Origin of the sequence: Yoonia sp. 67-2 (genome assembly GCF_035117555.1) — a bacterium.
Classification (GTDB): Bacteria; Pseudomonadota; Alphaproteobacteria; order Rhodobacterales; family Rhodobacteraceae; genus Yoonia.
The window spans coordinates 156172-170306 of the sequence record NZ_JAYKPK010000003.1 but is presented as its reverse complement, the minus strand read 5'-3'; the positions used below and the strand labels follow the sequence as shown (position 1 = coordinate 170306).

The 14135-nt window shown below is 60.1% G+C and carries 15 protein-coding genes and 2 tRNA genes; 8 read left to right on the top strand and 9 right to left on the bottom strand.

Going from position 1 to position 14135, the window contains the following annotated elements:
- Positions 1 to 38: 38 nt before the first annotated feature.
- A complete protein-coding gene (locus tag VOY09_RS06290) occupies positions 39 to 1334 on the bottom strand; it encodes a PQQ-binding-like beta-propeller repeat protein (protein WP_322893546.1) in 1296 nt (431 codons plus the stop codon).
- A gap of 17 nt (positions 1335 to 1351) precedes the next feature.
- Positions 1352 to 2011 carry a tetratricopeptide repeat protein gene (locus tag VOY09_RS06285; protein WP_322893545.1) on the bottom strand — a complete coding sequence of 220 codons (660 nt, stop codon included), beginning with the start codon at positions 2009 to 2011 and terminating at the stop codon, positions 1352 to 1354.
- 254 nt (positions 2012 to 2265) lie between these two features.
- On the opposite strand from VOY09_RS06285, the gene VOY09_RS06280 reads away from it, so the two are divergent.
- Genes VOY09_RS06280 through VOY09_RS06270 form a run of 3 tightly spaced genes read left to right on the top strand, consistent with a single transcriptional unit; the run spans position 2266 to position 4797 of the window.
- A complete protein-coding gene (locus VOY09_RS06280; RefSeq protein ID WP_322893544.1) occupies positions 2266 to 3570 on the top strand; it encodes a hypothetical protein in 1305 nt (434 codons plus the stop codon).
- Positions 3567 to 4361 carry an ATP-dependent Clp protease proteolytic subunit gene (locus VOY09_RS06275; protein ID WP_322893543.1) on the top strand — a complete coding sequence of 265 codons (795 nt, stop codon included), beginning with the start codon at positions 3567 to 3569 and terminating at the stop codon, positions 4359 to 4361. The genes VOY09_RS06280 and VOY09_RS06275 overlap by 4 nt, the downstream gene beginning before the upstream one ends.
- Before the next feature lie 37 nt (positions 4362 to 4398).
- Entirely contained in the window at positions 4399 to 4797 is a 399-nt protein-coding gene (locus VOY09_RS06270) for a hypothetical protein (RefSeq protein ID WP_322893542.1), read from the top strand.
- Positions 4798 to 4997: 200 nt separating this feature from the next.
- Here the strand turns inward: VOY09_RS06270 and VOY09_RS06265 are convergent.
- From VOY09_RS06265 to tgt, 6 genes are all read right to left on the bottom strand, one after another.
- Positions 4998 to 5073, bottom strand: a tRNA-Val gene (locus tag VOY09_RS06265).
- Between the two features lie 111 nt (positions 5074 to 5184).
- Positions 5185 to 5745, bottom strand: a complete 561-nt coding sequence (locus VOY09_RS06260; protein WP_322893541.1) for a histidine phosphatase family protein — start codon at positions 5743 to 5745, stop codon at positions 5185 to 5187.
- 26 nt (positions 5746 to 5771) lie between these two features.
- Positions 5772 to 5846 (bottom strand) — tRNA-Val (locus tag VOY09_RS06255).
- Positions 5847 to 5859: 13 nt separating this feature from the next.
- Positions 5860 to 6261 carry an HU family DNA-binding protein gene (locus tag VOY09_RS06250; RefSeq protein WP_322893540.1) on the bottom strand — a complete coding sequence of 134 codons (402 nt, stop codon included), beginning with the start codon at positions 6259 to 6261 and terminating at the stop codon, positions 5860 to 5862.
- A gap of 106 nt (positions 6262 to 6367) precedes the next feature.
- Positions 6368 to 8773, bottom strand: a complete 2406-nt coding sequence (lon, locus tag VOY09_RS06245) for an endopeptidase La (protein ID WP_322893539.1) — start codon at positions 8771 to 8773, stop codon at positions 6368 to 6370.
- 116 nt (positions 8774 to 8889) lie between these two features.
- Complete coding sequence (gene tgt / locus VOY09_RS06240; protein ID WP_322893538.1) at positions 8890 to 10020, bottom strand: tRNA guanosine(34) transglycosylase Tgt; 1131 nt, start codon at positions 10018 to 10020, stop codon at positions 8890 to 8892.
- Positions 10021 to 10158: 138 nt separating this feature from the next.
- Between tgt and VOY09_RS06235 the strand changes: the two genes are divergently transcribed.
- From VOY09_RS06235 to tpiA, 5 genes are all read left to right on the top strand, one after another.
- A complete protein-coding gene (locus VOY09_RS06235) occupies positions 10159 to 10521 on the top strand; it encodes an SUF system Fe-S cluster assembly protein (protein ID WP_322893760.1) in 363 nt (120 codons plus the stop codon).
- Positions 10522 to 10602: 81 nt separating this feature from the next.
- Complete coding sequence (locus VOY09_RS06230; protein WP_322893537.1) at positions 10603 to 11235, top strand: hypothetical protein; 633 nt, start codon at positions 10603 to 10605, stop codon at positions 11233 to 11235.
- The gene (locus tag VOY09_RS06225; RefSeq protein ID WP_322893536.1) at positions 11232 to 11954 is read left to right on the top strand and encodes a DUF3307 domain-containing protein; all 723 of its coding nucleotides are present in this window, start codon (positions 11232 to 11234) and stop codon (positions 11952 to 11954) included. Before VOY09_RS06230 ends, VOY09_RS06225 begins: the two co-directional genes overlap by 4 nt.
- A gap of 30 nt (positions 11955 to 11984) precedes the next feature.
- On the top strand, positions 11985 to 12347 hold the full coding sequence (locus tag VOY09_RS06220; RefSeq protein WP_322893535.1) for an iron-sulfur cluster assembly accessory protein: 363 nt from the start codon (positions 11985 to 11987) through the stop codon (positions 12345 to 12347).
- Positions 12348 to 12361: 14 nt separating this feature from the next.
- Entirely contained in the window at positions 12362 to 13084 is a 723-nt protein-coding gene (gene tpiA / locus VOY09_RS06215; protein ID WP_322893534.1) for a triose-phosphate isomerase, read from the top strand.
- A 64-nt stretch (positions 13085 to 13148) separates the two neighbouring features.
- Here the strand turns inward: tpiA and VOY09_RS06210 are convergent, their stop codons facing one another.
- Positions 13149 to 13979: a cobalamin-binding protein gene (locus VOY09_RS06210; RefSeq protein WP_322893533.1), complete on the bottom strand. Its 831-nt coding sequence runs from the start codon at positions 13977 to 13979 to the stop codon at positions 13149 to 13151.
- Positions 13980 to 14135: the final 156 nt, after the last annotated feature.

The window sequence follows — 14135 nt, the reverse complement described above, 5'->3', positions numbered from 1 at the left end:
CAGACGGGTCTAAACCCGTCCGCTACACCATTCGCGCGTCAACGGAAAGCGTGCAATTGCCCGGTTTTGCTGATCACATAGAGCGTCTGGCCTGCCACGACCGGCGCGGATGCCGCCCCATCAGGCAGTTCTACGGTGCCAATCAGCGCGCCAGAGGTCGGGTCAAACTGCCGGATCAAGCCATCGGACGACGCCACAATCAGGCGTCCACCGGCAAGAATGGGCCCAAAATGCGCCACGACGCTCCGCTGACGGCGGGTATTTTCACCCAGGAAATCAGGCAGTTCCGTGCGCCAGACCGGTGCGCCGGTGCTGGCATCAAGCCGGACCAGTTCGCTGATGTCATTGACCAAAAAGACCGACCCGCCTGCAGGCCAGATCGACCCGACAGCGCCTTCATCTGCGGTCCACAGACGGCTGCCATCCGTGACATCAAACGCGACGCTGCGTCCACCGAAGCTCGCGACATAGACGCGGTTGCCATCGATCACCGGGCCACCCGCGATATCGCTGATCAGGCTGACGGCCCGGCCCACACGGTCGCCAGAGACGACATTGTTCCAGCGCGGCACACCCGCGCGCGGCGAGGTCGCAAACACTTCGCCCGATGGGAACGGGATGACCACGTTGTCGCCGCTCACCGCAGGCGAGGCACTGCCGCCGAATGTCGTTTCAGATGGCGTGCCACTTTGCTGCCACCGGGTCAGGCCAGTGGCCGCGTCAAGCGCCCAGGCTGTACTGTCACGCCCGACCACATAGACCTGATCACCGCTAAAGGTAGCCGCCGCATTGACAGGGGCATTCAGGTTCTTGTTCCAGATCACCTCACCATTGGCGGGGTTGAGCGTTGTGATTTCACCAAATGCGTTGGTGACATAGAGCCGCCCGCCGCCGAATGACACGGCCCCGCCAGAAGCCGCATTCGGGTTGAACCGTTCCGGGATCAGGTTGCGCGACCAGAGGCGCTGACCGCTGCTTGATGTCGCGGTCACAGTCGCGCGGGCATCAACGGTGTAGATCACGCCACCGGCCACGACAGGTTCACCGGTGATCCGCGCACGGCGGCTGTCGCCCTCTCCGATATCAACAGAAAAGACCGGTTGCAGCGCCGCGCCAAGCGCCGGATGCGCGATCAGATGCGCAGGGCTGCCATTGCGATGGGTCCAGTCGGCATTTGCCTGTGCTTGTGGCAGGCTGAACGGCACGGCCTGATTCATCGTTGCCGCCGTCGGGCGCAGGTCATACCTTTCGCCGGGCAGGACCACCTGTTCTTCGCCACAGGCCGCCAGAACCGACAGGACCACGGCAGCGCCGATATATGATCTGAGTTTCATGGTCGGTCCAATCCGGTTTATTGCGTTTGCGTCGCGGTGGCAGGCTCTTGGCCCAAAGCGATGATCAGCGTTTGCGCGCGTTCGCGCAAGCCGCGTGTGACGGCGGCATCTTCTTCGATCTGGCGCAGCACGGCGATGGCACCTGCGCTGTCACCGCTTTCCAGTGTCAGATAGGCGATCTGTTCCAGCGCCAACAGGCGAAACGGCTGGCCGGGTTGGGCCAGCGCCTCGAAAGCCGCCAACCGGGTCGGCAGATCGCCGACCGGCATCATTGCAGCCTTGATTGCCGCCAGATCGCGGTAAATCGCGGGCACGTCGGACTGGCTGGCCAGATCACCCAAAGTGGCGGCGGCAGCCTCAAAATCTTCGGCCTCTTCCTGCGTGGCGGCGGTCAGCATCGCGGTAATGACAGCGGAATTGCCGCTGACCGATACATCGGCGATGGCAGTCGCGCGGGCGGCGGGGTCGTTTTCTGCCAAGGCCGTCAACAGCGCATCGCCTGCTGCTTCTGCTGCGGCACGGTCCTGCGCGCTGCGGTATTCGTTCCAGGCGGTGCCGCCGACGATCCCAAGCACGATGACAACCGCGATCCAGCCGTAGCGGCGCAAATAGCCAAACAGCTTTTCACGGCGCATTTCGTCAGTGACTTCATTGATAAAGCTGTCTGAATCGCTCACCCGGACCCCCAATTTGTGCCCAAGCGGCACCCTGTTTGTCGCGTTCATATCGTGAAGCGCGCGCTTGGGACAAGAGCAGACCGCAGATCGCCGCAAGACTTGGCCGGAATCCGGCCTGTTGATGGGCTCATATGACCACAATGTGAACAATGGAGTATCCGGCGCGCCGCTGTCGGCTATTTGATCAGATCGGGCTGGGCTATTGTCAGCGGCATGTTAACTATTGCCCTGACAATCGCAAAAGGATCTGCCCCATGACCAAACCGGAACGGCGGCTGACCGCAACGGAAACCAAGGGCCTGCGCACCGCCAAAGAGCTTGAGGCGCATGTCGCCTGGCTGGATACATTCACCCCGGCGGCTTTGGGCATTCTGGCGATTGCATCAGGCATCTATACCTATCTGGGCGTGTCATCCCTGCTGGAAGACACCGGCGCGATGAGCTTTTTCGCCGCTGTCGCCTATTCGGTCGCGGTCTCGGTTGCGATTTTTGTATTCTGGAGCTTCATGCTGCGGCTCTTGCCCGCGATGCGCAACGCGGCAGGCTATATCGGGCTGACGGTGATGATGATCATCGGCAGTCTGGCGATCATCGCCATGTCCAGCTGGTTGAATGCCGCCGCCTTGGCCGGGTCGGCGGCGGTCGAACAGCATCTGGACACGACGGTGCGGGATTATCAAAGCTCGCTCGAACAGGCACATAATATCGCGCTGTCCGCGCAATCCTTGCGTCAGGAAGTGCGCCGCGCGCGCGAAGCGTTCGAGGCTCTGGCCGAACAGGAACGATCCGGCGAGCTGTCAGGCACTGCTGGGCAGGGTGCCGTCTACCGCGTGTTGCGGCAAAAGACCGAAGAATTGCAAAGCCTTGAAACCCAGATCGGCGAACAGCAGCCCTTGATCGACGCAGCCTATGAACAAGGTAATGAAACCCTGGGCCGCATGCGCAGCCTGACGGTAGCGCCCGGCCCGGTGGAACAAAGGTCGGTGACCTTCTCGGAAGAAAGCGTGCGCCTGGCGGGGGTGATTTCCAACCTCAACCAATATTCCGTGGCCTTGCTGGTGGCGCGGGCGGCGGCGGATCTGCCGGTATCGGTCGTGCTGCCGGAACTTGACGGGCGTACGACGGCGATCCGGGAGGCGCAGACATCCACCATCGGGTCGGTGCTCGATGCGCTGGATCAACGCAGCCAGTCACTGGGTCGCGCCGCAGCCGAAGTGCTGGCATTGGAACCGCCGCAGGAAACCGCCTATAATCCGATTTCCAGCGCCGATGCGGTGATCCGCTATGCTGGGAACTTCGCGCCAAGCTGGGCCGGGGCGATTGCGATTGACCTCTTGCCCGGCGTGCTTGTCTTCATCCTTGCCATTACGCAAGCGGCGATCCGCAACGGCCGTGACGGGCTGAGCATCGAGGAAACCCTGACCCTCGCCGATCTGAAAGCCGCGATTTCCGCGATGAAGGATGTCGAGGCGACAATGGGCGATGCCGATGCCGAAATGCTGCGCCGGGTCCGTGAGGATGATCCGCCAGTCCCGCCGCAGGACAAAGGACCGGCATGAGCCAGCCTGTCCCTGCCAAACCCAGCCGGATGAATATCGGCCGGGCGCTGAAGCTGATCTTTGTGCTCCAGATCGGGATTGCCGGGGTGATGATGGCGAATGATCTGTCATCGCGCTGGCAGCTTGATCTGACCCTGTCTGCACCTGCGCCGACCGGCCCTGTCGCCCCCGGCGATCAGGTGCGGCGCTACGATCCGTCGCGCCCGACACCGGAATTTTCCGATCCGGGCCGCCGCCCTGCTTTCAACATGCCCGACAATCTGCCGCCGCAACTGACCTTCACGATAGAGGATGCCCCCGATGTCGGCCAGATCCTGATGATGCATGGCGCGATTGATCAGGGCGATGCGGAAAGGCTTGCGACCTATCTGACAACGCTTGATGAAATACCCGACACCGTGAGCATCAACAGCCCCGGCGGGTCAGTGGATGAGGCGTTGCTCATTGGCCGGTTGATCCGCGAGCAGGAATTGAACACGCATGTCCTGCCCGGCATGGCCTGCCTTTCCGCCTGTCCCTATCTGCTGGCCGGTGGTGTCGCACGTGAGGTATCGCTGACAGGTGCCGTGGGTTTGCATCAGCATTATTATGAAACGCCGGGCTATATCCCGGCCTATTTCGCAGTCGAGGATATCCAGCGCAGTCAGGGCGCCGTGATGCGCTATCTGATCGAGATGGGGGTGGATGCGGGTGTGATGGTTTACGGGCTGAACACGCCGCCCGATGATATCTATGTGCTGGTCGAGGATGAATTGCTGGAAAGCCGCCTGGCCACCGCCGTGACCGAATAGCGGTGCAGTGCCGCGCCTGACCTGCTAGGATCACGGCATGTTACGATTTTTCAATATGTTCGGACGCTCATCTGCGTTGATCGCGCTGGATGAGGCGTTGCGCGCGGCGGGCCTGCATCCATTGCTCATCCCCGAACCCGTCAAGCTGACGATCCTGCAATTGCAGCGCAAATATGGCACCGCCCCTGATCTGGAATCCGGTCTGGCCTTGGCGGCGCCGTTGCTGGCCTATTGCGTGCTCGATTCGGCACAATTCACTTTGGTCAATGGTGAAGAGGCCGCAGCGGCAACCGAGGCGCGGGTGATCGCGGCGATGGATCAGGGCGATACTTTGGATGCAAAGCTGATCCTGCTGGCGCTGCATTCCGGTGTGATATCGGAGGATATGGCAGACAGATTCGAGCTGGAAACCGGCATGGCGGATGCGCCGGATTGATGACCTGTTTGGTCCGTCGCTCCTGCGGCTGAACAAGCTATTTCCGACCGCAGCTTATTTCATATAACCCATTGATATAATGTTGAATATCCAGGAATTGCCAATTGGCAACTTTTTCCTTGTCGCCCCGCCCGCCACCTGCGGCAGACTCCGGTCTCGTGTCAGACCCGCATCACGCGGCCACCGTTGCAACAAGGAGATGGTGGGTGATGAGAGGCTCGAACTCCCGACATCTTCCGTGTAAAGGAAGCGCTCTACCAACTGAGCTAATCACCCGATTTGGTCGCTTTAGAGGATCGTGGCGCGTGATGCAAGAGGCTGTGACTCCGGGGGCCAGCCCCCCGGACCCCCGGGATATTTATGCTCGGACGATGATCAGGCGCCCTGCTATTCCAGCAAGGTCTGGCGACCGTCCTTGAGGTGGTAGACGCAGCCTTGTCCGCCATGCGGGGTGACCTCTGCCGTGGCCGCATCACCGATCACGATCCGGCGCAGCACGCGGCTGGTGATGCCATGGGTGATCAGCACAGCAGGGCCTTTCAGATCAGCCAGAAACGCGCGGGCCCGGACCTCGAGCGCTGCGAAACCTTCGCCATTCGGGGCCATGTCATATTGCAGCGCATAAGGATCGGGGCCATCAGGCAAGGGCAGCGTGTCGCGCAACAGGCCCGACCAATCGCCGACCTTGATTTCGCGCAGCCGGTCATCGGTGTGAATATCCTGTGCAATCCGGGCCAAGGCGATCCCGGCGGTCTGGATCGCGCGCCCCTGCGGGCTGCACCAGAACTGAAAACCTGTGAGATCGCGTGTCGCGAGGATCGCGCCTTGCCTTGCAGCATCTGCCTCGCCCTTGGCGGTCAGCGGCGAATTCAGCGCGCCCTGCATCCGGTTTTCGGCGTTCCATTCGGTTTCGCCATGGCGCAGGATGTAAAGTTCGGGAAATGGCAAATGACGTCCGGTCAGTCAAAAGGGAATGGTGGGTGATAAGAGATTTGAACTCCTGACATCTTCGATGTGAACGAAGCGCTCTACCACTGAGCTAATCACCCGCTGGGCTGGGGTTTAGTCATCCTCGCCGTCAGTTGCAAGAGCGGTTTCGTCACTTTCAACCGCATCTTTGGACGGGTCTTTGACCACATCTTTCATGGTGCGCAGTTTCAGTGTCATCGCCTGCGCGCCGCCACCCAGATCCTTGGATTTGATCATTCGTATCTTGCCCAACGGCGGCAGGACCAGCTCATCACCACGCGCCAGAGCCTCGCCGATCAAGGCCAAAGCGGCCTCAAGCGCGGGTTTGGCGTCGCGTTTCTTGACGCTGCTGCGCGCGACAACCTGATCAATCAGATCGGGTTTTTTGAATTGCGGGGCTGCGGCTTCGGTGCTTTCGGGCGCAGTCTCTGCCACGACTTCTGCTTGGTCCAGGACGGGCGCATCCGTCTTTTTCGGGTTTTTCTTGGGGGCCATTGTCAACATCCAACTGGTTTTTTTACAACTCTAGCGGCTTTGCGCGCAGACGCCAGCAGCTTGAACGAAAAAGGCGCGCCCTGATCAGGCGCGCCTTGTGTCGTGGTTAATGTGTGCGGGCCGCTTCCGGCACTGTGCCCGCTTTCAGCGCAGCGGCGGCGGCTTCTTCTGCCGCCTCGTCCCATTCAATGGGTTCGGGTTTGCGCACAAGGGCGTGTTCCAACACCTCTGACACGTGGCTGACGGGGATGATCGTCAGCCCCGCTTTCACGTTGTCCGGGATATCAGGCAGATCGCGCGCGTTTTCCTGCGGGATCAGCACGGTTTTGATACCCCCCCGCAAGGCGGCGAGCAGTTTTTCCTTCAAGCCCCCAATTGGCATCGCATTGCCGCGCAAGGACACTTCGCCGGTCATGGCGATATCTTTGCGCACCGGAATCTGCGTCAGCACCGACACGATGGATGTGACCATGGCCAGACCCGCCGATGGCCCGTCTTTCGGCGTCGCCCCGTCCGGCACGTGGACGTGGATGTCGATCGTGTCGAATTTCGGCGGTTTCACACCGATTTCCGGCGCGATGGAGCGGACATAGCTGGAGGCCGCGTCGATGGATTCCTTCATCACATCGCCGAGCTTACCCGTCGTCTTCATCCGGCCCTTGCCCGGCAGGCGCAGGGCTTCGATGTTCAGCAATTCGCCGCCGACCGATGTCCACGCCAGACCTGTCACCACACCGATCTGATCCTTTTCCTCGGCCAGACCGAAACGGTGTTTTTCCACGCCAAGAAAATCGGACAGGTTCGCCGCGTTGACGGTGATCACCTCGGCCTCTTTCTTGACGATCTGGGTCACGGCTTTGCGTGCAACCTTGGCCAGTTCACGTTCCAGATTCCGCACGCCTGCTTCACGGGTATAGACCCGCACCATGGCCAGCAAAGCGTCATCCGCAACGCTGAATTCCTTGGCGCGCAGCCCGTGGTTTTTCATGACCTTGGGCAGCAGATGCTGTTTGGCGATCTCGACCTTTTCATCCTCGGTATAGCCCGACAGTGAAATGATCTCCATCCGGTCCAGCAGCGGGCCGGGCATGTTATAGCTGTTGGCCGTGGTCAGGAACATCACGTTCGACAGGTCATATTCGACCTCAAGATAATGGTCGACGAATGTCGCGTTCTGTTCCGGGTCCAAAACCTCCAGCATCGCAGATGCGGGATCGCCACGAAAATCCTGCCCCATCTTGTCGATTTCATCGAGCAGGATCAGCGGGTTGGTGGTTTTCGCCTTTTTCAGCGCCTGAATGATCTTGCCGGGCATGGAGCCGATATAGGTCCGGCGGTGGCCACGGATTTCAGATTCATCGCGCACGCCGCCCAGCGAAATGCGGATGAATTCGCGCCCCGTCGCTTTCGCGACGGATTTGCCAAGGCTGGTTTTGCCCACGCCGGGAGGGCCGACCAGACACATGATCGGGCCTTTCAGCTTGGCCGAACGTTGCTGCACCGCCAGATATTCGACGATCCGTTCCTTGACCTTGTCCAGACCGTAGTGATCGGCATCGAGGATTGCCTGCGCCTTGTGCAGGTCTTTCTTGGTGCGCGATTTCACGTTCCATGGCAGGCCCAGAATCCAATCCATGTAATTGCGCACCACGGTCGCCTCGGCGCTCATGGGGGACATGGATTTCAACTTTTTCAGCTCGGCATCGACCTTTTCCCGGGCCTCTTTGCTCAGCTTGGTTTCGGCAATCTTGGCTTCGAGTTCGGCGACCTCGTTCTGGCCGTCTTCGCCGTCGCCCAATTCCTTCTGGATCGCCTTCATCTGTTCGTTCAGATAATATTCGCGCTGAGTGCGTTCCATCTGCGATTTGACGCGGGTCTTGATCTTGCGTTCAACCTGCAGCACGGACATTTCGCCCTGCATCAAACCATAAACCTTTTCCAGCCGTTCAGCGACGGACAGGGTTTCCAGCAGCGCCTGTTTCTGTGCCACTTCAATGCCCAGATGCCCGGCCACCAGATCGGCGAGTTTGGCAGGCTCGGTCGCGTCGCTGACGGCGGCCATGGCTTCTTCGGGGATGTTTTTCTTGACCTTGGCGTAGCGTTCGAATTCCGACGCGACATTGCGCACCAGCGCCTCAACCTCGGTCGCGTCGCCGGGTTCTTCGGTCAGATATTCGGCTGTGGCTTCGAAGAACGATTCATTCGGCAGAAAGCCGGTGATCTGCACGCGCTTGCGCCCTTCGACCAGCACTTTGACGGTGCCGTCGGGCAGTTTCAGCAATTGCAAAACATTGGCCAGCACGCCGTTTTTATAGATGCCCTCCTGATCGGGATCGTCCTGACCCGGGTCGATCTGGCTCGACAGCAGGATCTGCTTGTCGTCCTGCATCACCTCTTCCAGGGCGCGGACGGATTTGTCGCGGCCCACGAACAGGGGGACGATCATGTGGGGGAAAACCACGATGTCGCGCAACGGCAGGACGGGGTAAGATGCACTCAATTGGTCTTGCATGGATTTTTTCCTTTATTGGCAGAACGCCCCTGCCCCGGGATATCGGCAGCGTGGTGCGTCCCCTCTTAGAGATGATAAATGGGGCTGACATTGGAGCCTGTCAACCAGCCGTTACTTTAGAGCGGATCGATATCACCCTGCGCGCGGGTGGCGTGAAAATCAGCCTCCCATGCGGCAAAGGTGCCTGTTGTGATGGCATCGCGCATACCGGCCATGATTTCCTGAAAATAATGCAGATTGTGCCAGGTCAGCAGCATGCCCGAGATCATTTCCTGCGACCGGAACACGTGATGCAGGTAAGCGCGGGAATAATTGGCACAGGCGGGGCAAGTGCAGGCCTCATCCAGCGGGCGCGGGTCATCGGCGTGGCGCGCATTCTTGATATTCACAACACCATGGCGGGTAAACACCTGCCCGGTCCGGCCAGAGCGGGACGGCAGCACGCAATCCATCATATCAATGCCACGTTTGACGGCACCGACGATATCGTCCGGCTTGCCCACGCCCATCAGATAGCGGGGTTTGTCGGTTGGCAATTGGTCAGGGGCGAAATCGAGGACATTGAACATCGCCTCCTGCCCCTCGCCCACGGCCAGACCGCCCACGGCATAGCCGTCGAACTCGATCGCGCGCAGCGCTTGGGCCGATTCCTCGCGCAGATCCTGTTCCAGACCACCTTGCTGGATGCCGAACAATGCATGGCCCGGACGATCGCCAAAGGCGTCGCGGGACCTTTGCGCCCATCGCATCGACAGATCCATGCTGGATTTGATCCGGTCACGATCCGCGGGCAAGGCCGGGCATTCATCGAAACACATGACGATGTCAGACCCCAGCAGCGCCTGAATTTCCATCGACCGTTCCGGCGTCAGATGATGGCTCGACCCGTCGATATGGCTTTTGAAGGTGACACCTTCTTCTGTCAATTTACGCAATCCTGCCAAGGACATGACCTGAAACCCGCCGCTATCGGTCAGGATCGGTTTGTCCCAGTTCATGAATGCATGCAGCCCGCCAAGGGCTGCTATCCGTTCCGCCGTGGGGCGCAGCATCAGGTGATAGGTATTGCCGAGCAGGATATCAGCCCCGGTGGCGGCCACGCTTTCCGGCAGCATCGCCTTGACCGTCGCCGCGGTGCCGACCGGCATGAAGGCCGGCGTGCGGATCACACCGCGCGGCGTATGGATCGCACCTGTGCGCGCCTTGCCATCTTTAGCCTGCAACTGAAATGAAAAGCGGTCTGTCATCGCGTGATCCTTTTGCTGGCAAGTCCTATGGCCTATGGCTGCTGCTTTGAAAACCCGCTTCTTCCCGACCGCACCCCGCCCCTTTACGCCCCGTCCGGCAAACCCTATATGTTCCGTCAGGAATACGAGGGAAAACTCATGACCAATGCCAATGCTCAGCTTGAAGGCACACCGCTGATCGTGCCATCGACCACCGATCATCCGCTGTATGAGGATGTGGTGCAGGCCTGCCGGTCGGTCTATGACCCCGAGATCCCGGTCAATATCTTTGACCTTGGGCTGATCTACACGATTGAGATCAAGGAAGATAACGCCGTCAGCGTGATCATGACCCTGACCGCCCCCGGCTGCCCGGTCGCGGGTGAAATGCCCGGCTGGGTCGCCGATGCGATCGAACCGCTGCCTGGCGTGAAACAGGTCGATGTCGAAATGACGTTCGAGCCGCAATGGGGCATGGATATGATGTCTGACGAGGCACGGCTGGAACTGGGCTTCATGTAAATAGCAAAGGATTTCCTTTGCTTTCACACATAGCAAATAAATTCCTTTGCTTTACCCATAAGCAAAGCCTATCCTTTGCTTATGTCTGAGAACATTGCCGTCCTGACCGGGGATATCGTCAGATCCCGCAAAGCCCCGCCGCAGGCGCTGGAGCAGTCTTTTGCCATCCTGCAACAGGCCGCCGCTGATTTTGGCCAGCATCAGGACCTTGACCTGCGCTTTACCCGCAACCGCGGCGATGGCTGGCAGGTCGTGCTGACCGACCCAAGCCAATGTTTCGACGCGATCCTTTACATCATCGCACGCCTGCGTGCCGGGCAAAGCAGGCTCGACACAAGGATATCGGCCGCGATTGCGCCGGTCGACACACTCGGCAGCCGCGATCTGGCCGATGCCAATGGGCCAGCGTTTTTCATGGCCGGTGATCAGCTGGACAAGATGCCGCGCACCGCCCGGATCGCAATGGCGAATCTTGGTCCGGCGCAGGCCGCCATTATCGATATGACCGACCATATCATTGCCCGCTGGACCGCTGCACAGGCGCAGGCCGTGGCCTTGGCGCTGCTGGGCCCGGCGAAAACGCAGGATGACATCGCGGCACATCTTGGCATCACAAGACAAGCGGTGCAAAACCGGCTGGCGAGCGCCGGTTTCGGCGCTTTCGACAAAGCCCGCGCCGCGATGCGCCACCTGCCCTTGGATGCCGCCCCATGATGGAAACATTCGCCGCCTTGCTTTTTGCCCATGTGCTGGCGGATTTCGTGCTGCAGACAAACTGGATGGTCGCGCATAAACGCAAACCGCAGGTACTGTTGCTGCATGCGGTGGTGGTGGTGATCACCCTGCAAGCGGCCACCGGGCAGGTGACAGCATGGCCCTTGCTGGCACTGGCGCTGGCGCATCTGGTGATCGACATCATCAAGACCTTTGCGCCGCATCGGGGTGGTCTTGCGGCCTTTCTGATCGATCAAATCGCGCATCTGATCACGTTGATCATCGCAGCAATCCTTGCACCCGGGCTGTGGCAGGCAGGGCTCTGGGCCGATCTCGTATGGCTGCCGGGGCTGATGGTCATCACGTCAGGTCTGATCCTGACCACCCGCGCGGGCGGCTTTGCCATTGGTCTACTGATGCAACCTTGGGCGAACAGCGACCTGCCCAAAGGCTTGCAGAATGGCGGCGCCTTGATCGGCATTCTGGAACGCGGGCTGATCTTTCTGCTGCTGTTGGTCGGCCAGCCCAGCGGTGTGGGCTTTCTGATCGCAGCGAAATCGATCCTGCGCTTTGACACCACGGCCAAGGATCAAAGCGCTGGCGAATATGTGATCATCGGCACTTTGGCCTCTTTCGGCTGGGCCTTGCTGTTCGGCTATGGCACGATTGCTGTGCTTGCCACGCTGCCAGCGGTTGGAATCCTGCCGCAAAGCCCCTAGGTTAGCTGTATCGACCAAAGAGGTATCCCCATGTTCGGCATTCCCGGCAAACAAGCTGTCAGCATCACCGATAAAGCCGCGACCCAGATCGCCCGGCTGATGGCCAAGGACGGCCATCAGGGCCTGCGGATCGGCATCAAAAAGGGCGGCTGCGCGGGGATGGAATATACGATGAACTACGTGACCGAGGTCGATCCGCTGGATGAGGTCGTCGAACAGAACGGCGCGCGGGTGATGATCGCGCCCATGGCGCAGATGTTCCTGTTCGGGACCGAGATTGATTATGAAACCTCCCTGCTCGAATCCGGCTTCAAATTCCGCAACCCCAATGTGGTCGATGCCTGCGGCTGCGGGGAATCGATCAAATTTGCTGACGATCTCGCGTCACGCTGACCAAAGGAAGACAGATGCGCCGCAAACTCGCCGCCGGAAACTGGAAGATGAACGGGCTGCGCGCCGATCTGACCACACTTGAAAACCTGCCCGCAAACGAAGGCGTCGATGTGCTCATTTGCCTGCCCGCGACGCTGATCGCTGCCGCAGGCGATCTGTCTGTGGCCATCGGCGGGCAGGATTGCCATGCCGCGACACATGGCGCGCATACCGGCGATATCTCTGCCCAGATGCTGACGGATGCGGGCGCGACTTACGTGCTGACCGGCCATTCCGAACGGCGCAGCGATCATGGCGAAACTGACGATGATGTCGCGGCCAAAACCCGCGCCGCGCATGATGCGGGCCTTGTCGCGATCATCTGTATCGGCGAAACGCTCGCCATCCGCGCCGCTGGCACGACGCTGGATATCATCGATGACCAGCTCGCGGGATCGATCCCCGACAGCGCCAATGCCGATAATACGATCATCGCCTATGAACCGGTCTGGGCCATCGGCACCGGCAAGGTCCCCAGCACCGAGCAGATCGCTGAAGTGCATGGCCATATCCATGCCCGGTTGAAAGAACGCTTCGCCGACGGCGCCGATTTCGGGATCCTCTATGGCGGTTCGGTCAAAGCCAGCAATGCGGCGGAAATTTTCGCCGTGCCGCATGTCACCGGCGCATTGGTGGGCGGCGCCAGCCTGAAAGCGGCTGACTTTGGCCCGATCATCACGGCCTTGGCGGCAAGCTGACCCATCTTCCGAGCCCAAATATCCCCGCCGGAGGCATCGTGTTTTCCGCAGGAAAATGCGACCCTTAGACGGGCTTGTCGCCCAGAACCTCGTGCAACGTGCCGATTGCGGAGTCCAGATCGGACATCACCGCCTCGGCCCCGACCAGATGCAGGATATCGGGGTAATGATCCTGAATACTGCCTGCCACAACCAGATGCGCCAAAGGCTGGGTGATGCGCAGAGCAAGGCTCAACCGTGTCAGCGGTTCCAGCATGCGGTCGGAATTGGCGACCAGCACGATGGCCTGATAATGCCGCCGGTCCGCCTCGTTCAACAAGCTGTCGTGGTCGAGGCCAATCAGCATATCCACTTCCCAGCCATCGCGGCGGAAATGGTCGGTCGCGATTTCGATCCCGAGCGTATGTGTCTCGCCCGGCACCAACGCGAACAGCGCCGGGCGGCTTTCGCGGCCTTCGACCAGCGTCGGTGCAAGAACATGGCGTAAACCACGGATAATGCCGTAAAGTTTACCGCAGGCCAGCGTCACATCGATGAATGAAATCCGGTCATCATCCCACATTTCACCCAGCTGGCGGGCCGCCCCGGCGACATAGCCGCGGCTGATGGCACCGGGTTGCACGCCGTCGCGCCGTGCAGCAAGGATGAATTGATCCGCAGCCTTGTCATCTGCAGACAGCAATGCGGCGCAGAGAAGGTCAATCTCGGTGGCCGTGGGGAGATTTTCGGTCTTTTCCGTGCGTGGCATCCGGAATGCGAGCCGCCTGACCACTTCGCGCGCCAGAACCGATACGGCATCCTGTGCCATTTCCTGTCCGACCAATCGCATCTGGCGATTTGCGTGTTCATAGGCGGAACGGTCGAAAATGTCTTCGTTCATTGACAACTTTGCCATGAACACCCCTCCCTGTTGGCTGATCAGGCACCGATTAAGCGACTCTTTCCCGGGTCATCTGCGGTATCCAACTGCATGCAGCGTAACATAGGGAGACTACTTTACCGTGCGTCAGAACGTCGCGGTATTGTGATGGAACGGCGCGCGCGCCACCAC

Bases quoted from the DNA above. Each gene is read 5' to 3' on its own strand.
- VOY09_RS06290 (WP_322893546.1), bottom strand. From the start codon at position 1,334: ATGAAACTCAGATCATATATCGGCGCTGCCGTGGTCCTGTCGGTTCTG.
- VOY09_RS06280 (WP_322893544.1), top strand. From the start codon at position 2,266: ATGACCAAACCGGAACGGCGGCTGACCGCAACGGAAACCAAGGGCCTG.
- VOY09_RS06275 (WP_322893543.1), top strand. From the start codon at position 3,567: ATGAGCCAGCCTGTCCCTGCCAAACCCAGCCGGATGAATATCGGCCGG.
- VOY09_RS06270 (WP_322893542.1), top strand. From the start codon at position 4,399: ATGTTACGATTTTTCAATATGTTCGGACGCTCATCTGCGTTGATCGCG.
- VOY09_RS06250 (WP_322893540.1), bottom strand. From the start codon at position 6,261: ATGGCCCCCAAGAAAAACCCGAAAAAGACGGATGCGCCCGTCCTGGAC.
- lon (WP_322893539.1), bottom strand. From the start codon at position 8,773: ATGCAAGACCAATTGAGTGCATCTTACCCCGTCCTGCCGTTGCGCGAC.
- tgt (WP_322893538.1), bottom strand. From the start codon at position 10,020: ATGACAGACCGCTTTTCATTTCAGTTGCAGGCTAAAGATGGCAAGGCG.
- VOY09_RS06235 (WP_322893760.1), top strand. From the start codon at position 10,159: ATGACCAATGCCAATGCTCAGCTTGAAGGCACACCGCTGATCGTGCCA.
- VOY09_RS06230 (WP_322893537.1), top strand. From the start codon at position 10,603: ATGTCTGAGAACATTGCCGTCCTGACCGGGGATATCGTCAGATCCCGC.
- VOY09_RS06225 (WP_322893536.1), top strand. From the start codon at position 11,232: ATGATGGAAACATTCGCCGCCTTGCTTTTTGCCCATGTGCTGGCGGAT.
- VOY09_RS06220 (WP_322893535.1), top strand. From the start codon at position 11,985: ATGTTCGGCATTCCCGGCAAACAAGCTGTCAGCATCACCGATAAAGCC.
- tpiA (WP_322893534.1), top strand. From the start codon at position 12,362: ATGCGCCGCAAACTCGCCGCCGGAAACTGGAAGATGAACGGGCTGCGC.
- VOY09_RS06210 (WP_322893533.1), bottom strand. From the start codon at position 13,979: ATGGCAAAGTTGTCAATGAACGAAGACATTTTCGACCGTTCCGCCTAT.